This is a genomic window from Ventrimonas sp., from assembly GCF_048380235.1.
GTDB lineage: Bacteria > Bacillota > Clostridia > Lachnospirales > Lachnospiraceae > Brotaphodocola.
The window spans coordinates 58,836-78,113 of record NZ_DBFCCJ010000057.1 but is presented as its reverse complement, the minus strand read 5'-3'; the positions used below and the strand labels follow the sequence as shown (position 1 = coordinate 78,113).

Below are 19,278 nucleotides of genomic sequence, written 5' to 3'. Positions count from 1 at the left end.
TTTCCTTCCACCAGCCAGGTCTGGGTTCCGTCATGAAAAGTTTCTTTGTCATGGGCAGGAAAAGAACTTTAACGTTTGGGCTGATAGCGCATGTCAGATACATTGTAGATGGTGATGAAGGCCAGCGGGTCTTCCCGGCTGATGTAGTTCATCAGCTTCTGGTATTCACTTTTGTCGACAATGGTGATGATCTCGTTGTGTCTTTCCATATTATAAGCACCGATGGCCTCGTAGATCGTGGCACCGCTGTGCAGATCCTCCACAATAAAGCGGCGAAGCGCCTCCTCCTTTTTTGTGATGATGCAGACGCGCCGTTTTACATTATGGTTGAAGATGAAGTGATCCAGAATGATACCGTTAAAGTACGTGCCGAGAATGCTTAAAACGACCGTTTTCTTGTCGTAGACCAGGGCGGCGGAAAGAGCAACGCACATGCCGGAAAGTGACATGGCCCGTCCCAGGTCCATGTGCAGGTATTTGTTCATGATCTTGGCTACGATATCCAGGCCGCCAGAAGAGGCATTGCGGTTAAAAAGAATGCTTAAGCCGATGCTGACTACTAGAATATAGCAGAGTACATCCAGCTCCTGGCTGTCGGTCAGGGAACCGATGGCCGGAAATGCCTTTTCAAACAGGCCGAGAAACAGCGGCAGCATGACGCTGGTGTATACGGTCTTTGCTCCGAATTCTCTGCCGCAGGTAAAGAATCCGATGATGAGGAGCACTACATTCAGGATCATGGTAATAGCGGAAAGCGGAAGAGGGATAAAGTTGGAAAGCACAATACCGAGACCGGAAATGCTGCTGACAGAGGCATGGCTTGGCAGCAGGAAAAAATAGACGGCAGCGGCAATGATGGCGACTGCGGCGGTGAGGATGACGGTCTCTTTGATCAGGGAAGACCAGGAATGTTGTCTGTTCATAATGAACCTCCGGAACGTTTCGAAATTTTCCTGCTCATTTTATCACAGGATGGGACTGCTATCAATAGCCGGAATACACTGGTTGGATGGATTGCACAAAAAAAAATGACAAACTTTGTCAAGTTTGTGCACACTTTTTGATTCCGGTATGATACTATAATGGACGTAAACCCCCCAATACATTATATAGTTTTTGCAACAAAACGAAATACCTTCTCCTGAAATGACCGGTTCCCCAACCGGTCATTTCGCATATATAGAAATAGTTTGCGGGAACATAACCGGATGAATGGAACAGAAAGCGGCAGGGAATAACATGGAAGTATATGTATCTGTGATGTGTGTGGACGCAGCACTTACAATAAAAGAAGAAGCGGATTTAAAAGGACGTCTTTCCGGGGCAAGACAGGAAAAAATAGAGAGGCTCCGCTATGCTGCGGACCGGCGTCTGTCCCTGGGGGCAGGGCTTCTTCTGGACCAGGGGCTGAAAAGGTTTGGACTCCGGGAACGGACAGAAGCGTTCGGAACGGTGGAAAATGGGAAACCGTGTCTTTTGCATCACCCGGAGATCCAGTTCAATCTTTCTCATTCCGGTTCTATGGTCATGGCTGCGTTTGCTTCCTGTCCGGTCGGCTGTGATGTGGAAAAAAAGCAGAAGGCACGCATGGACGTGGCAAAACGGTTTTTTGCACCGGCAGAGCAGAGGGTCCTTTGGGCGGCGGAAACAGAGAAAGAACGGGATATGCTGTTCAGCCGTCTGTGGACCTTAAAGGAGAGCTATCTGAAGGTGGGAGGTCAGGGTATGGCTATGGCGCTTGACAGCTTCACGATCGTACCTGGCGCGCAGCCGGTCCTGGCCGGACCAAAAGAAGACAGGTATCGTTTTCAGGAGTTTTCTCTTCCGGACTACTGCGCCTCCGTGTGCGTGCAGCGAAGCAAAGAAGGGAATGGGGAGACGTTTTTTTTCTCTTTTCAAAACCTGGAAGATATGGTATGATACCGATAGAGTTTAAAAAGGAGACGTATGACCATATGGACATGAAACGAGTGTTTTTGAAGTTAAGCGGTGAAGCACTTGCCGGACCGAAAAAAACCGGTTTTGACGAAGATACAGTCAAAGAGGTTGCTAGACAGGTGAAGATTTCCGTCGATGCAGGCGTGCAGGTCGGCATCGTCATCGGAGGAGGCAACTTCTGGAGAGGACGCACCAGTGACGCGATCGAGCGCACCAAGGCAGACCAGATCGGTATGCTGGCTACCATCATGAACTGCATTTATGTTTCAGAGATTTTCCGCAACGCAGGCATGAAGACCGAGATCCTGACCCCGTTTGTATGCGGCGCGGTAACGGAGCTTTTCTCTAAAGATAAGGCTAACCGCTATTTTGAGGAGGGCAAGGTAGTCTTCTTTGCAGGCGGTACCGGACATCCGTATTTCTCTACCGATACCGGCATCACCCTGCGTGCAGTCGAAATGGACGCAGACTGCATCCTGCTTGCAAAATCCATCGACGGTGTCTACGACAGTGACCCGGCAAAGAATCCGGACGCAAAGCGTTACGATACCATCAGCATTCAGGAGGTCATCGACAGGAAGCTTGCGGTAGTAGACCTGACGGCATCCATCATGTGCCTGGAGCACAAGATGCCAATGGCAGTATTCGATTTAAACGAAAAAGACAGCATTGCAAACGCAATGCAGGGCAAAATAAACGGTACGATCGTGACCGTCGACTAACAGGAGGAAACTATGCAGGAACACTTAAAGTTATACGAGGACAAAATGGAGAAATCCCTGGACGTGCTGCTTGACGAGTACGCATCCATCCGCGCAGGCCGTGCCAACCCGCATGTACTGGACCGCTTACGCATTGACTACTACGGAACCCCGACCCCGATCCAGCAGGTCGGCAACGTAACCGTTCCGGAAGCACGTATGATCGTGATCCAGCCGTGGGAGAAGAGCCTGTTAAAAGAGATTGAGAAGGCAATCCTGGTTTCCGATCTGGGCATCAACCCGACCAACGACGGCAACGTGATCCGCCTGGTATTCCCGGAGCTGACCGAGGAACGCCGTAAAGATCTTGCAAAGGATGTCAAGAAAAAAGGCGAGGGCGCTAAGGTTGCGATCCGTAACATCCGCCGCGATGCCATGGACAGCATCAAGAAAATGGAAAAAGCAGGAGACATCTCTGAGGACGATTTAAAGCAGGGTGAAGAGAAAATCCAGAAAATCACCGACAAGATGATCGAAAAAGTGGACAAGGCCATTGAGACAAAGACCAAGGAGATCATGACTGTCTAGTCCCTGGGATTGAATGAGCGTAAAGAGGGGAAGAGCGATCTTCCCCCTTTTCATTGTTTCACAGGAAATCGCGTCCCGTGAAACTTCTTTGCTATGTACATCGAACAGGCACCGAAGGTGCGCCTGACGATTCTGGAGATATGGAGGAATAGAAATGTCTGAACAATTAGATGGAATGGTCATTCCGAAGCATGTGGCCATGATTTTGGACGGCAACGGCCGCTGGGCGAAAAAACGCGGTCTGCCGCGTTCCATGGGCCATAAGGAAGGCTGCGTAACGGTAGAGAAGACCGTTGAGATCGCTGCCCGCCTGGGAATTGAATACTTAACCGTATATGGTTTTTCTACAGAGAACTGGAAGCGTTCCGCGGAAGAGGTGGGCGCGCTGATGCAGCTGTTCCGCTTCTATATGGTCCGTCTGCTGAAGGTGGCTTCCGCGAACAATGTCCGCGTGAAAATGATCGGAGATCGTACCCGCTTTGACCAGGATATCATTGACGGCATTAACCGTCTGGAATCTGAGACAAAGAACAATACCGGCCTGACCTTTGTCATTGCCGTAAACTACGGCGGCCGTGACGAAATTACCCGCGCCGTGAAGAAACTGGCTGCGGACTGTGCGGCCGGAAAACAGGATCCGGAGGAGATTACCGAGCAGGTTGTGGCTTCCTATCTTGATACTGCCGGCATGCCGGATCCGGATCTTCTCATCCGTACCAGTGGCGAGCTCCGCCTTTCCAACTATCTGTTATGGCAGCTTGCATACACAGAAATTTATGTGACCGAATGCCTGTGGCCGGATTTTGATCAGGAAGAGCTGGAGAAGGCGATCATGGCCTACAACCGGCGTGACCGCCGCTACGGCGGAGTCAAGCAGGCATAAAAGGAGGGGACCGGATGTTTACAAAACGGCTGGTAAGTGGTATTATTCTCGTCATTCTTGCTATTATAATAGTAGGAAAGGGCGGAGCACTGCTGTATGGTGTTACAGCGCTGATCTCCATGATCGGCCTGTTTGAGCTGTACCGAGTGCTGAAGATTGAGAAAAATGCCATGGGCGTGGTGGGCTATATTACAGCGCTTTCTTATTACGGACTGGTATGGTTCGACGGCCATCACTATGTGACTCTGATGGCAATTGCGGCTCTTATGGTTATGATGGCAATCTATGTTTTTACCTTTCCGAAGTACCGGACAGAAGAGGTGGCAGAGTCCTTTTTTGGTGTGTTTTATGTGGCTGTGATGCTGTCATATCTGTATCAGGTCCGCGCGATGGGCGACGGAAGGTATCTGGCATGGCTGATCTTCTTAAGCTCCTGGGGCTGCGACACCAGTGCCTACTGTGTCGGCATGCTGCTCGGGAAGCATAAGCTTGCACCCGTGTTAAGCCCGAAAAAATCCGTGGAAGGTGCTGTGGGCGGCGTAGCCGGCGCGGCGCTTCTGGGCTTTTTATTTGCAACGGTATTTGGCGGAAAGATGACGGAGCTTATGTATCCGCGTCTGGCCTGCACCCTGGCCTGTGCCATTGCGGCTGTCATCTCCCAGATCGGCGATCTGGCGGCATCTGCGATCAAGCGCAACCACGATATCAAGGATTACGGCAATCTTATCCCGGGACACGGAGGAATCCTGGACCGTTTCGACAGCATGCTGTTTACGGCTCCGGCAATCTTTTTTGCCCTGCTGTTTCTGCCGTAGTATAAATGAGGAGAGTACAAATGAAACGTATTGCGATTTTAGGTTCTACCGGCTCCATCGGTACGCAGACCCTGGAGGTTGTAGAGAATAATCAGGATATTCAGGTAACGGCCCTGGCAGCCGGAAGCAATATCAGACTGTTAGAAGAACAGATCCGCAAATTCCATCCGACCCTGGCCTGTGTCTGGGATGAAAAGAAGGCTGCGGAGCTGAGAACGAACATTGCGGATCTTTCTGTAAAGGTAGTGAGCGGCATGGACGGCCTGTTAGAGGTGGCGGTACAGCCGGAGGCAGAGATCCTGGTCACTGCCATTGTCGGCATGATCGGCATCCGTCCTACCATCGCAGCCATGAAGGCAGGAAAGGACATTGCACTGGCAAACAAGGAGACTCTGGTCACTGCAGGACATATCATCATGCCCCTTGCAAAAGAGGTGGGTGTGAAGATCCTTCCGGTGGACAGTGAGCACAGTGCTATTTTCCAGAGCTTAAACGGCGAGGATAAAAAGGCTATTGACAAGATCCTGTTAACGGCCTCCGGCGGTCCGTTCCGCGGCTGGACAAAAGAACAGCTGGCCGGTGTGCGGCCGGAGGATGCGTTAAAGCATCCGAACTGGACGATGGGACGCAAGATCACCATCGATTCCTCCACCATGGTCAACAAGGGACTGGAGGTCATGGAAGCCCGCTGGCTCTTCGGTGTGGAAATGGATCAGGTACAGGTTGTGGTACAGCCCCAGAGTGTCATCCATTCCATGGTGCAGTTTGCGGACGGCGCAGTCATTGCGCAGCTCGGCACTCCGGATATGAAGCTGCCGATCCAGTATGCGCTTTATTACCCGGAACGAAGATTTTTGCCTGGAGAGCGTCTGGATTTTGCGAAACTGGGAAGCATTACCTTTGAAGACCCGGATATGGAAGTATTCCGCGGCTTAAAGCTGGCTTACCGGGCCGGAAAGCGCGGAGGCTCCCTGTCGACGGTCTACAACGCGGCCAACGAGTACGCGGTAGGAAAGTTCTTAAACCGTGAGATTTCCTATCTGACCATCATAGATATGATCGAGGGTGCCATGGAGCATCACAAGGTTGTTGAAAACCCGGATGTGGACGCGATCCTTGCAGCTGAGCGGGAAACCTATGAATATATAGAAAGCAGGTGGTAGTGTGCTGAATATTCTTGCAGCAGTGCTGCTGTTTGGATTTATTGTACTGGTGCACGAATTCGGACATTTTCTGCTGGCGAAATGCAGCGGAATCGGAGTTGTGGAATTTTCTGTGGGTATGGGGCCGCGCATTTTCAGTGTGGAAAAAGGTGAGACCCGGTACTCCATCAAGGCGCTGCCTTTTGGCGGTTCCTGCATGATGGTGGGGGAAGACTCAGAAAACCCGGATCCGAAGGCATTTAACAATAAGCCGGTGTTATCCCGCATCGCGGTCATTGCGGCAGGACCGGTATTCAACTTTATCCTGGCATTTCTGTTTGCCATGCTCATTGTGGCGCAGATCGGCCACGACGCGCCGGTACTGACCGGTGTCATGGAGAAAAGCCCGGCCGAGGAGGCAGGACTTCAGGCAGGAGACCGCATCACAAGGATCAACGGACGCCATATCACGGCATACAGGGATATCATGCTGTATACCTTTTCCCATCCGGGACAGGAGATGAAGGTCTCCTTCACGAGACCGGCGCAGGAGGGTACGGCAGGAAGCGATGGAGCGACCAGCGGATTTGTTACGCTGACCCCGCGCTTCAGTGAGGAATATCAGTCCTATATGATGGGTGTGCAGTTTGGCGGATATCAGAGGATTCATGGAATCGGTCAGCTGATCCGTTACAGTGCCTATGAGGTGAAATACTGTGTCACTTCTACCATTGACAGCCTGGGCATGCTGTTTCGGCATCAGATCCGTGCAGACGAGGCTGTGACCGGACCGGTCGGTATTGTCAATATGGTTGGCGAGACCGTCCAGGAAAGCCGCCAGATCAGTGCCCGCGCGGTCGTGCTCACACTGGCCAACTGGGTGCTTCTCTTAAGCTCCAGCCTTGGCATCATGAATCTGCTCCCGATTCCGGCACTGGACGGCGGACGCCTGGTGTTTCTGCTCATTGAGCTGGTTCGGGGAAAGCCGGTGGACCCGGAAAAAGAGGGCATGGTGCATATGGCCGGCATGGCGGTGTTAATGGCACTGATGGTGCTGGTATTATTTAACGACATCCGCAATCTGATGTAAAACAGGAGCGGACAGGAACGCTGCGGAATGTGTCGGTGACATATTTCAGGCGGCAATATTGCTGATAAAAGAAGGGGAAGAGCATATGGAACGGAGAATGACAAAGGAAATCCGGATCGGAAACCGGAAGATCGGCGGGGGAAACCCGATCCTGATCCAGTCAATGTGCAACACCAAAACAGAGGATGCCGCGGCAACCGTGGCACAGATTTTAAAGCTGGAGCAGGCAGGCTGCGACATAATCCGGGTGGCGGTGCCGACTATGGAAGCGGCAGAAAGCCTGAAGGCCATCAAACGTCAGATCCATATTCCGCTGGTGGCAGACATTCATTTTGATTACCGTCTGGCTATTGCTTCCATGGAGTGCGGAGCAGACAAGATCCGCATCAATCCGGGCAATATCGGAAGCGCAGAGCGGGTGCGGGCTGTGGTGGATAAAGCGAAGGAATACGGTGTGCCGATCCGTGTTGGCGTTAACAGCGGCTCCCTGGAAAAGCCGCTCATTGAAAAGTACGGCGGCGTGACCGCAGAGGGCATTGTGGAGAGCGCACTGGAAAAGGTAAGCATGATCGAGCAGATGGGCTACGACAACCTGGTCATCAGCATCAAATCCTCTGACGTTCTCATGTGTGTGAAAGCCCATGAGCTTATCAGCAAAAAGACCGATTATCCGCTCCATGTGGGTATTACCGAGTCCGGCACCTTAACCTCCGGCAATATCAAATCGGCTGTAGGTCTGGGCATCATTCTGCATGAGGGCATCGGTGATACGATCCGGGTATCCTTGACCGGTGACCCGGTAGAGGAGATCAAGTCCGCAAAGCTGATCTTAAAGACTCTGGGTCTCAGAAGGGGCGGTGTGGAAGTGGTTTCCTGCCCGACCTGCGGAAGAACGAAGATCGATCTCATCGGCCTGGCAAACCAGGTCGAAAATATGGTAACGGAATTTGACCAGCTGGATGTGAAGGTAGCTGTGATGGGCTGTGTGGTCAACGGACCGGGTGAGGCAAAAGAAGCAGATCTTGGCATCGCGGGCGGCTGCGGAGAAGGCCTTCTGATCCGAAAGGGCGAGGTTATCCGCAAACTGCCGGAGGATGAGCTCCTTTCAGCCCTTCACGCAGAGCTGACGGCACTTGCGAAGGAACAGGGGAAGTTGTAATACATGAAAGCATTTTTGGAAGTATTTCCGGGATTACATATGACAGACCAGATGCAGGAGCTTTTAACCCTGGTAAGCGTGGACCGTGTGTCCATGACCAGGGATAGAAGCTCTCTTCGTGTTTATATCGTAAGCCCGCGCCTGATCGACAAGCGGAACATCTGGTCACTGGAAAAAGGAATAAGAGAACAGCTCTTCCCCGGAAAGCAGATCCAGATCCGCATTTTTGAGAAATACACGCTGTCGGAGCAGTACACGCCGGAAAAGCTTTTGACGGCCTACCGGGACAGTCTGCAGGCAGAGCTGAAGGAGTACAGCATCGTAGAGTATGCCATCTTCCGAAAGGGTCAGTGTACCTTTCCGAGGCCGGATCTTCTGCATATGACAGTAGAGGACACCATGGTGAACCGTGATAAGGCCGGGGAATTAAAACGTGTGCTGGAAAAGGTATTCCATGAGCGCTGCGGGCTGCCGGTGGAGGTGGAGTACGAGTATGTAGCTCCGGTACGTGCAAAGGCATCTATTCAGAGAGAGCTGCAGGCCCGGCAGGAGGCGGAGCGCATGACAGCCAGGGCTGTGGCAGGAATGCAAAAGAGTGAAGGCGGCAGGGACCCGGGAGCCGTTCCCTCGGGCAGCGCCGGGAAGACAGATCCGGGTGCAGCAGGAAAGGCAGCGGCAAAAAATACGGCAGGAAATCCGGAAGGAAAGACAGCAGGAAATGCAGCAGGAGGAACTGCTCCGGCGGGCAGATCCGGCGGCAAAAAAGAGTTTAAGAAGAATGACTGGAGCTCCGGCGGCTACCGCAGGAAATCCGATAATCCGGATGTTCTGTTCGGCCGTGATTTTGAGGATGACTTTATCACCATTGAAAAAATCGAGGGTGAGATCGGTGAGGTAACGGTGCGGGGCAAGATTCTGGATAAGGACAGCAGGGAGCTGCGCAGCGGAAAGACCATCATCATCTTTCATATCACGGACTTTACCGATACGATCACGGTCAAGGTCTTTGCCAATGAGGATACGCTGGAGGATCTGAATGGCGCGATCAAGCCGGGGACGTTCATCCGGCTCTGCGGCATGACAACCATCGACCGGTTTGACGGCGAACTGACCATCGGTTCTGTGCGCGGCATCAAAAAGGCAGAGGATTTCACCAGCAAACGTATGGATCACAGTCCGGTGAAGCGCGTGGAACTCCACTGTCATACCAAGATGAGCGATATGGATGGTGTTTCTGATGTGGCGAGCATCATCAAAAAGGCCAAGGAGTGGGGGATGGAGGCCCTGGCAGTCACTGACCACGGCTGTGTGCAGGCCTTCACGGAGGCAAGCCACGCCCTGGATAAGAACGATCCGTTTAAGATGCTTTACGGTGTGGAGGGCTATCTGGTAGACGATATGAAGGACCTGGTTGAAAATCCGAAGGGACAGACCTTTGCGGATTCCTTCGTGGTGTTTGATATCGAGACCACCGGCTTCAGCCCGGAGAAAAACAGGATCATTGAGATCGGCGCGGTTAAGGTGGAAAAGGGCGTGATCACGGACAAATTCAGCACCTTTGTAAACCCGGATGTGCCGATTCCGTTTGAGATTGAGCAGCTGACCGGGATCAACGACAACATGGTGCTTCCGGCACCGAAGATTGACGTGATCCTGCCGCAGTTCCTCGCGTTCTGTGAGGGCTGCAGCCTGGTAGCGCACAATGCCTCCTTCGATGTAAGCTTTATCTCTCAGAATGCGGCGCTTCTCGGACTGTCCTTTGACCCGACTGTTCTGGACACAGTGGCACTGGCGAGACATCTGCTGCCGAACCTGAACCGTTTCAAGCTGGATACGGTAGCGAAGGCCTTAAATATATCCCTGGAAAATCATCACCGGGCGGTGGATGATGCAGGCTGTACGGCAGAGATTTTTGTAAAATTCATTGAAATGCTGAAGGACCGGGGCGTGGAGGATCTGGAGCAATTAAACCGCATGAGTACGCTGAGCCCGGACATGATCAAAAAGCTGCCGACCAACCATATCATCATCATCGCGAAGAACGAGGTGGGGCGCATCAATTTATACCGGCTGGTATCCTGGTCCCACATCGATTACTTCGCGAAGCGGCCGCGCATTCCGAAGAGTGTCTTAAGCAAGTTCCGGGAGGGACTGCTCATCGGTTCCGCCTGTGAGGCAGGCGAGCTGTACCAGGCGCTGCTTCGCGGACTGCCGGAGGCAGATATTATCAAGATCGCGAATTTCTACGATTTCCTGGAGATCCAGCCCCTTGGCAACAACGCGTTCATGCTGCGGGATGAAAAGAGTCCGGTGAAGACAGAGGAGGACCTGAAGGATTTAAACCGCCGCATCGTAAAGCTGGGCGAGACCCTCGAAAAGCCGGTCTGCGGCACCTGCGATGTGCATTTTCTGAACCCGGAGGATGAAGTCTACCGTCGCATCCTGATGGCAGGCCAGGGCTTTTCCGATGCGGACCAGCAGGCGCCGCTGTATCTGAGAACAACGGAAGAAATGCTAAAGGAATTCGACTATCTCGGTCCGGATAAGGCGGAGGAGGTCGTCATCACCAACACCCGCATGATCGCGGATATGTGTGAGAAGATATCACCGGTGCGCCCGGATAAGTGTCCGCCGGTCATTGAAAATTCCGATGAAACACTGCGTAAGATCTGCTATGACCAGGCCCATGAGATGTATGGAGAGGATCTGCCGGAAATCGTATCCGCAAGACTGGAAAAGGAATTAAACTCCATCATTTCCAACGGCTTCGCCGTGATGTACATCATTGCCCAGAAGCTGGTATGGAAATCCAATGAGGACGGCTATCTGGTTGGATCCCGAGGCTCCGTAGGCTCCTCCTTCGTGGCGAACATGGCAGGTATCACCGAGGTAAATTCCTTAAGCCCGCATTATCTGTGCCCGAAATGTCATTACTCGGATTTTGATTCCGAGGATGTAAAGAAATTCTCCGGCATGGCAGGCTGCGATATGCCGGACCTGCGCTGCCCGAAGTGCGGTGCCATGATGTCGAAGCAGGGATTTGATATCCCGTTTGAGACCTTCCTAGGCTTTAAGGGAGATAAGGAGCCGGATATCGACTTAAACTTCTCCGGCGAGTACCAGAGTAAGGCTCACGATTACACGGAGGTTATCTTTGGAAAGGGACAGACCTTCCGTGCGGGAACCATCGGCACCCTGGCGGATAAAACAGCATTCGGTTTTGTGAAACGTTACTATGAGGAGCGGGGCGTCCACAAGCGTAACTGCGAGATTGACCGGATCGTGCAGGGCTGCGTAGGCGTGCGGCGTACCACCGGACAGCATCCGGGAGGCATCGTTGTTCTGCCGATCGGAGAGGAAATCTATTCCTTTACTCCGGTGCAGCGTCCGGCGAACGATATGACCACATCCACGGTAACAACGCATTTCGATTACCATTCGATAGACCACAACCTGTTAAAGCTGGATATTCTGGGACATCAGGACCCGACCATGATCCGCATGCTGCAGGATCTGACCGGTCTGGACCCGGTAAAGGACATTCCGCTGGATTCCCCGGAGGTGATGTCGCTATTCCAGAACACCTCGGCCCTTGGCATCACGCCGGAGGATATTGGCGGCTGCAAGCTGGGCGCGCTGGGTATTCCGGAGTTTGGTACGGACTTTGCGATGCAGATGTTAATTGACGCACAGCCCAAATACTTTTCCGATCTGGTCCGCATTGCCGGCCTGGCCCATGGAACCGATGTATGGCTGGGCAATGCGAAGGACCTCATCCTAAGCGGACAGGCCACTATCCAGACCGCGATCTGCTGTCGAGATGATATCATGGTATATCTGATCCAGATGGGACTGGAGGAAGGCCTTTCCTTCACCATCATGGAGAGTGTGCGAAAGGGTAAGGGCTTAAAAGCGGACTGGATCGAGGAAATGAAAAAGCACGATGTGCCTCAGTGGTACATTGATTCCTGCTTAAAGATCAAGTACATGTTCCCGAAGGCCCATGCGGCAGCCTACGTTATGATGGCATGGCGTGTGGCTTACTGCAAGGTATTCTATCCGCTGGCCTATTATGCGGCCTTCTTCAGTATCCGCGCCAACGGCTTTTCCTATGAGCTGATGTGCCTGGGCCGGGATAAGCTGGAGTATCATCTGGCGGACTTTAAGAAACGTTCGGATTCCCTGTCCAAGGCGGAGCAGGATACCCTGCGCGATATGCGTATCGTACAGGAAATGTATGCCCGGGGCTATGACTTTATGCCGATCGACATTTACCGTGCCCAGGCCGACCGGTTCCAGGTCATCGACGGCAGGCTGATGCCGTCTCTAAGCAGCATTGCCGGACTGGGACTGAATGCGGCAGAGGGTGTGGTGTACGCGGCCAAGGACGGCCCGTTCCTCTCCAGAGAGGATTTCCGTGCCCGCACCAAGGTCAGCAAGACCATCTGTGACCTGATGAGTGATCTGGGGCTTCTCGGAGACCTGCCGGAGAGCAATCAGCTGTCGCTGTTTGACTTTTAAAAGACCCATCATAGTTTATAGAAGATAAATAACGAAAAAGAGGAGAAGAAAGCATGATCAAACTGTTGAAAAACGCAAATGTTTATGCACCGGAGAAACTGGGGAAAAAAGATATCCTGGTGGAGGGAGAGAAGATCCTTCTTCTGCGGGATTCGATTGAGGGGTACGAGGGCCTTACGGGGGTGGAGACCTATGACCTGGAGGGAAAAACCGTTGTTCCGGCGTATATTGACCTGCATGTGCATATCACCGGAGGCGGCGGAGAGCAGGGACCGGCATCCCGTGTCCCGGAATCCCAGCTCAGCGAATTCTTCAAAAACGGTATTACCACCGTAGTAGGACTTCTGGGAACCGACGGCGTGACGCGAAGTGTCGAGAACCTGGTGGCCAAGGCCCGTGCACTGACCGAAGAGGGAATGACGGTGTATACCCTGACCAGCTCCTACGGTTATCCGCCGACCACCCTCACCGGAAGCGTAGAGCGTGATATCATCCTGGTTCCGCCGATGATCGGCGTTAAGGTGGCGGTATCCGACCACAGAAGCTCCAATCCTGGGGGCGAGGAGCTGATCGCGCTGGCAACCGCAGCCCGCAGGGCAGGTCTTCTGAGCAATACACCGGGACTGGTAACCATGCATATGGGCGACGGGGACGGAAGACTGGATCCTGTCTTTTATGTTCTGGACCATTCCGATGTTCCGGCCAAGAACCTGCTTCCGACCCATATTTTACGTAATCCGGGTCTGATCGACGCAGGTGCTGACCTGGTGCGCCGCGGCGGCTATATTGACTGCACTGCAGGCGCGGATGATGAGGAGGTGGAATCCGATACCATGAAGCTTTATGAGCTGCTGCATCGTGAGGGTGTGAGCCTGGACCATGTGACCATATCCAGTGACGCATTCGGCAGTCAGCCGCGCTTCAATGAGGAAGGCGAGTGCGTTGGACTGACCTATGCATCCCCGAAGTATCTGCACCGCACCATTCAGATCCTCGTGAGAGAGGGAATGCCGCTTGAGGATGCCCTACAGCTTCTGACCAGCACTCCGGCCGTGCTCCTTGGAAAGGAAGGTATCAAGGGCTGTGTGGCAGAAGGCGCCGACGCAGATCTTCTGGTACTGGATGAGGATCTGAATATCAACAGCCTGTTTGCCCGCGGGAAGGTTGCTGTGTGGGAGCAGGAGGTGAGGATGAAGGGCAGATTTGAACAGTAAGACAAACAACAGGAGAATGACATGACTGATCTATACTTTTTTATCTTGACTGCCATTAATCTTTTTCTACTCCTTTTTATGTGTGTCCTGATCAGGCTCAGTGAAACCCTGAATCCCAGGCAGGCGAGAGGATTTTTAGTCACATATATTCTGATCGGCAGTATTTCCATTCTGGAGCTGATTTCCGTGCTGGTGAACGACGGACCGCTCTGGCTGCGCTGGCTGAACATCCTTTCCAATTACCTGGGCTTTGGCCTGACTCCTGCAGTGCCGATCTGTCTCGTGTATACCCTGAACTGCGCGGAAGGCAGGACAAGGACGCTTAAGGCAGCAGTGGCCCTGGAGATCCTGTATCTGCTTCTGCTGACTGGCTCTCTGTTTTCCAATGGTCTGGTGTTTTCTGTAGATGCGGCAAACCATTATTCCCGCCAGAGCGGCTTCCACATTTACATGTTCATGTATTATCTGGGAATTGCTTATCTGCTGTTCAGCTCCCTGGAAATGGCCAGAAATTTCCAGAACAGGGGGCGGGAGCTGATCTATGCTCTTGCCGGATTTCTGGCCGTTGGGACGCTGGTACAGATCCTGATCCCGGAAATCCACATTACCTGGCTTTGCGTCACACTGATCGCAGTGCTGTATTTTCTGTACTGCAACGAGATGTGGAATCAGCTGGATGGACTGACGGGACTGCTGAGCCAGAAGAGCTATCTGAACCGAACCATGAATCTGGGAGCAGAAGACCGTATGCTGATCGTGCTTGACGTGGATGATTTCAAGCACATCAACGATACCCTCGGCCATCTGGCCGGAGACCAGTGCTTAAAGGAAATCGCGGATTGCCTGAAAAAGGCATATTCCCGATACGGAAACTGCTACCGCATCGGGGGCGATGAGTTCTGTGTTCTGCTGCAGGAGCCGGAAAAAGAAAAATTCTGCAGGGAAAAGTTTTTCTGGGCCATGGAAAAGCGCAGAAAAGAAGTTCCCATTCTGCCGCAGGTTTCCTACGGAAGCGCTGAACTTCTGGAACAGGAAAGCATTCTTGACGCGAAAGAGCGGGCAGACCAGAATATGTATGAGGATAAAAAAGAACACAAGGCGAGAGTGACAGTTACGGAATAAAACCCATTCCGTAACTGTCATTTTTTCATTTTCGTCATTTTTACCTATATAAACAGAGGAGACAGAGGACCGGAGAAAGCATGCAAAAACTCCAAAAACTTGTCGACAAGTATACAAATAGAAAGCCTGAAAACTTGCAAAACGAAACAAAAGTTAAAAAAATAACGAAATATAAGCGGAGATGGATCTTGTGAAGAGATTTTATGAAAAAGATAATATGTATAGATAGACATGTTTGTATAACCATGCAGCAATTTTTATATTTCAGGAGTATCTATGGAAAAAAATTGTGGCACTAATAAATGGACCTACCAATCAAACATTGTTAAAAAAATTTCGCCCAAAAACGGCAGATATTTCTTGTAAAAGTTACATATTGCAGAAAAATACCAGACTGAATATAATCGCAGTATCAAAAATAACCGCGGCACATGAATGATGAAACGAAAATAAAATCTCGAGATTTACTTGGATTGTCTGCATGGACATTATTGGTTGAGCAAATTTGGGAGGTATTTCTATGTTTCTTTTGTTTCTGCTGGCGATGATCCCGATCCTCTGGCTGGTCATCGCACTCAGCGTTTTGAAGATGCCCGGTCACAAAGCCTGTTTCCTTGCCTGGATTCTGACTGCATTCTTATCTGTGGTATGTTGGAAATTTCCGGCAGGGAATATGGCAACAGCAACGCTGGAGGGCGTGCTGAACGCACTCTGGCCAATCTGCCTGGTCATCATTGCAGCACTTTTTACCTACAACCTGATTTTAAAGACAGGCGCGATGGAAGAAATCAAGAAGATGCTTGCTGGCGTGTCGAAGGATAAGCGTGTTCTGCTCCTTCTGATCGGCTGGGGCTTTGGAAACTTCATGGAAGGTATGGCAGGCTTTGGAACCGCGGTTGCGATCCCGGCATCGATGCTCGCAGGCATCGGCGTGGACCCGATCGGAGCAGTAGTCGGATGTCTCGTGGTCAATTCCACGCCAACCGCCTTTGGCTCTGTCGGAGTTCCGACGGTAACACTTGTTTCTGTGGCCGGAGTAGAAACCATGGCATTATCCGCTCATGTGGCAATGCTTCAGGCAATCCTGGTCATCCTTTCCCCCTTCCTTCTGGTGGCGATCGGCTCCAGAAGCGTAAAGGCGCTTAAGGGCATGGTTCCCATGATCCTGATCGCGGCACTGTCTTACCTGATCCCCTGGTATGCAGCTGCCTGCTTCATCGGACCGGAGCTTCCGGATATCATCGGTTCCATCTGCTCCATGGTCTGCATTGTGCTGGCATCGAGAGTGCTGAACCGGGAACCGGATCCAGAGTATTCCATTGAAGTATTCGGGAAAACGGCAGGCGACAGCCTCACTGTGGGTGAGGGCTTAAAAGCCTGGTGCCCGTTTGTTCTGATCTTCATTCTGCTGATGGCAACCTCGAATCTGTGTCCGCCGGTTCACAATGCGATCGCCGGGATCAAAACCTCGGTGCAGATTTACAGCGGGGAAAATGCCGGAAAGCTTTCCTTCAGCTGGATCAATACGCCGGGCGTGATCATTTTTGCGGCAGCCATCATCGGAGGTCTGGTGCAGGGAGCAGCGCCGGACGTCATGGCAGGAGTATTGGCAGAGACACTGAAAAAGTACTGGAAGACTATTGTTACCATCTGCTCTGTTATGGCAACCGCAAAGATCATGAGCTATAGCGGCATGATCTCCGACATCGCAAAACTGCTGGTGGAGATAACCGGAAGTGCATATCCGTGCATAGCGCCGCTCATCGGTGCGGTCGGAGCCTTTGTTACCGGCTCCGGAACATCCACCTGCGTTTTATTTGGTGGTCTGCAGAGTCAGACCGCAGCATCTCTGGGCTTTGACCCCTCCTGGATGGCGGCAGCGAACGTATGCGGAGCCGGAATCGGCAAAATGGTCTGTCCGCAGAGCATTGCGATCGGTGCGGGAGCAATCGGCGCAGTCGGAGCGGAGAGTAAGATCCTGGGTACGGTATTTCGGTATTTTGCACTGTTCGTAGTGCTGGCAGGAGGTATCTGCTTTGCAGGCGTGCTGATGGGGATCTGATCCCTCAGCATGAGGCATGTGCTGGTGCACATCCTGTTTCACAGCATTTCATTATGACAACAATTTCTAAAGGAGGAACTTACATATGAGTTACATTATTTCTGAAGATGGCAAGGAGCTTTTAAAGGATGTCCGTGATTTCTGCGTCAACGAAGTAAAGGAGCAGGTGAAGGAGTACGACATTTCCGGTGAGTGGCCAAAAGAGATTTACGATAAGGCGATCGAGATGCAGCTTCACATGATGGATGTTCCGGAAGCGTATGGCGGACTTGGACTGGATCATATCGATCAGGCAGCCATTGTAGAGCAGATTGCCTGGGCAGATGCCGGTGTGGCAGTTACCTTAAACGGAAACGGACTGGCTTTAAAGCCGGTACTCCTGGCAGGAAACGACGAGCAGAAGCAGAAATGCTGTGATATCATCGTCAATGGCGGATTTGGCGCCTTTGCACTGACGGAGCCGAATGCTGGCTGCGATGCAGGCGCAGGAAAGACCACAGCAGTCCGTGAGGGTGATGAGTACGTATTAAATGGAAGAAAGTGCTTCATTACCAACGCAAGTGTGGCAGATTTCTTTGTTGTAACCGCAATGACAGCGAAGGATCAGGGAACAAAAGGCATATCCGCCTTCCTGGTATACAAAGGAACTCCTGGTTTAAGCATTGGCAATCATGAGAACAAGATGGGTATCCGCTGCTCCACCACCAGTGATGTACTTCTGGAGGATGTAAGGATCCCGGCTGAGAACCGTCTGGGAGAGGAAGGAACCGGATTCATTACCGCCATGAAGACTCTGGATCTGGCCCGTACCTGGTGCGCAGTGATCGGTGTCGGCGTAGCCCAGAGATGTATTGATGAAGCAGTTGCCTACTCCAAACAGCGTGTTCAGTTCGGCAAGCCAATCTGCAAGAATCAGGCAATCCAGTTCAAGATCGCTGATATGGAAATCCGCACCGAGGCATCCAGACAGCTGATCGCCCATTCCATCCGTCTGGCTGATATGGGACTTCCGTTCAGCAAGGAATCCGCAGCAGCAAAATGCTTCACAGGCGATTCTGTGATGCAGACTGCCATTGATGCAGTGCAGATCCTGGGCGGCTACGGCTACAGCCGTGAGTATCCGGTTGAGAAGCTGATGCGTGACGCGAAGATCTTCCAGATCTTTGAGGGAACCAATGAGATCCAGAGAATGGTAGTCGGAAGAGCCGTAATCGGAAAATAAAGAAGAACACTGGTTGAAGGAGGATATAGAGAATATGGATATTCTGGTATTTGTAAAACAGGTTCCGGATGACAGCGTGGAGATCCATCTGGACGGGGCTGGCGTACCGGCAGTCAAGGATGCAGAAAAGGTAACCAACGCGTTTGATACTTATGCACTGGAGCTTGCAACACGCTATACGGAGGCAAACGGCGGTGAGGTTACCGTGGCAGCCATTGGAACTGAGGACTGCACCAGCATGATGAAAAACCTTCTGGCAGTTGGCGCAAAGAAGGCATACTTATTCAAAGACGATGTTTTCGCAGGCGCAGATGAAGGTGCTGTTGCAGCATACCTTGCAAAGGCAGTTAAGAAATGTGAGGCAGAGAATGGACAGCCCTACGGCATGATCCTCTGCGGCAAGGAATCTACCGATGAGATCAGCGGTCAGGTTGGCGCACGCCTGGCAGAAATCCTGGGAACCGGCTTTGTATCCAGCGTGATCGAGGCAGAGCCGCAGGGCGATGGTCTTGTGGCCAAGCAGGAAACAGAGGAGGGCTATATCCGCTACAGCGTGGCACAGCCAGCAGTCTTCACCATCGCAAAACCGGCCTACGATCCGCGTTATCCGAACATTAAGGCAAAGCTGGCAGCGAGAAAGGCCGTTGTGCCGGTATTTTCCGCTGCGGACGCAGATATTTCAGGAGAAGAATCCAGGGTATCTCTGAAGGGCTACAGTGAGCCGCCAAAGAGAAGCGCAGGTATCCGCATCAAGGAAAAAGAGGCAGCGGACGCAGTGAGCAAGGCAATGGAAAAGATGCTTCAGGATAAGGCATTGTAAG

15 protein-coding genes are annotated in these 19,278 nt (G+C 52.1%); 14 read left to right on the top strand and 1 reads right to left on the bottom strand.

What is annotated here, in order from left to right; all coding sequences use genetic code 11:
- Nucleotides 1-68: 68 nt before the first annotated feature.
- Entirely contained in the window at nucleotides 69-923 is an 855-nt protein-coding gene (locus ACMP1L_RS09815; protein WP_418452910.1) for a YitT family protein, read from the bottom strand.
- Between the two features lie 316 nt (nucleotides 924-1,239).
- Between ACMP1L_RS09815 and ACMP1L_RS09810 the strand changes: the two genes are divergently transcribed.
- The 14 genes from ACMP1L_RS09810 (at nucleotide 1,240) to ACMP1L_RS09745 (ending at nucleotide 19,277) form a co-directional block, all read left to right on the top strand.
- Entirely contained in the window at nucleotides 1,240-1,920 is a 681-nt protein-coding gene (locus ACMP1L_RS09810; RefSeq protein WP_418452909.1) for a 4'-phosphopantetheinyl transferase family protein, read from the top strand.
- A 35-nt stretch (nucleotides 1,921-1,955) separates the two neighbouring features.
- Nucleotides 1,956-2,660: a UMP kinase gene (gene pyrH, locus ACMP1L_RS09805; protein WP_118530803.1), complete on the top strand. Its 705-nt coding sequence runs from the start codon at nucleotides 1,956-1,958 to the stop codon at nucleotides 2,658-2,660.
- Between the two features lie 12 nt (nucleotides 2,661-2,672).
- The gene (gene frr / locus ACMP1L_RS09800) at nucleotides 2,673-3,227 is read left to right on the top strand and encodes a ribosome recycling factor (RefSeq protein ID WP_118530644.1); all 555 of its coding nucleotides are present in this window, start codon (nucleotides 2,673-2,675) and stop codon (nucleotides 3,225-3,227) included.
- A 154-nt stretch (nucleotides 3,228-3,381) separates the two neighbouring features.
- Entirely contained in the window at nucleotides 3,382-4,110 is a 729-nt protein-coding gene (locus ACMP1L_RS09795; protein WP_118731527.1) for an isoprenyl transferase, read from the top strand.
- Nucleotides 4,111-4,124: 14 nt separating this feature from the next.
- A complete protein-coding gene (locus ACMP1L_RS09790; protein ID WP_418452908.1) occupies nucleotides 4,125-4,925 on the top strand; it encodes a phosphatidate cytidylyltransferase in 801 nt (266 codons plus the stop codon).
- Nucleotides 4,926-4,945: 20 nt separating this feature from the next.
- Nucleotides 4,946-6,088: a 1-deoxy-D-xylulose-5-phosphate reductoisomerase gene (locus ACMP1L_RS09785; protein WP_418452907.1), complete on the top strand. Its 1,143-nt coding sequence runs from the start codon at nucleotides 4,946-4,948 to the stop codon at nucleotides 6,086-6,088.
- Between the two features lie 4 nt (nucleotides 6,089-6,092).
- Nucleotides 6,093-7,157 (top strand): M50 family metallopeptidase, encoded by a 1,065-nt coding sequence (locus ACMP1L_RS09780; RefSeq protein ID WP_475544539.1) that lies wholly within the window; start codon nucleotides 6,093-6,095, stop codon nucleotides 7,155-7,157.
- An 85-nt stretch (nucleotides 7,158-7,242) separates the two neighbouring features.
- Complete coding sequence (gene ispG / locus ACMP1L_RS09775) at nucleotides 7,243-8,316, top strand: flavodoxin-dependent (E)-4-hydroxy-3-methylbut-2-enyl-diphosphate synthase (RefSeq protein WP_118731530.1); 1,074 nt, start codon at nucleotides 7,243-7,245, stop codon at nucleotides 8,314-8,316.
- A gap of 3 nt (nucleotides 8,317-8,319) precedes the next feature.
- A complete protein-coding gene (locus ACMP1L_RS09770) occupies nucleotides 8,320-12,837 on the top strand; it encodes a PolC-type DNA polymerase III (RefSeq protein ID WP_418452904.1) in 4,518 nt (1,505 codons plus the stop codon).
- 53 nt (nucleotides 12,838-12,890) lie between these two features.
- On the top strand, nucleotides 12,891-14,051 hold the full coding sequence (iadA, locus tag ACMP1L_RS09765) for a beta-aspartyl-peptidase (protein ID WP_418452903.1): 1,161 nt from the start codon (nucleotides 12,891-12,893) through the stop codon (nucleotides 14,049-14,051).
- A 21-nt stretch (nucleotides 14,052-14,072) separates the two neighbouring features.
- Nucleotides 14,073-15,173 carry a GGDEF domain-containing protein gene (locus tag ACMP1L_RS09760; RefSeq protein ID WP_418452901.1) on the top strand — a complete coding sequence of 367 codons (1,101 nt, stop codon included), beginning with the start codon at nucleotides 14,073-14,075 and terminating at the stop codon, nucleotides 15,171-15,173.
- A 520-nt stretch (nucleotides 15,174-15,693) separates the two neighbouring features.
- A complete protein-coding gene (locus tag ACMP1L_RS09755) occupies nucleotides 15,694-17,235 on the top strand; it encodes an L-lactate permease (RefSeq protein ID WP_418452899.1) in 1,542 nt (513 codons plus the stop codon).
- An 85-nt stretch (nucleotides 17,236-17,320) separates the two neighbouring features.
- Nucleotides 17,321-18,457, top strand: coding sequence for an acyl-CoA dehydrogenase family protein (locus ACMP1L_RS09750; protein ID WP_418452898.1), 1,137 nt, complete (start codon nucleotides 17,321-17,323; stop codon nucleotides 18,455-18,457).
- Nucleotides 18,458-18,491: 34 nt separating this feature from the next.
- A complete protein-coding gene (locus ACMP1L_RS09745; RefSeq protein WP_418452896.1) occupies nucleotides 18,492-19,277 on the top strand; it encodes an electron transfer flavoprotein subunit beta/FixA family protein in 786 nt (261 codons plus the stop codon).
- Nucleotide 19,278: the final 1 nt, after the last annotated feature.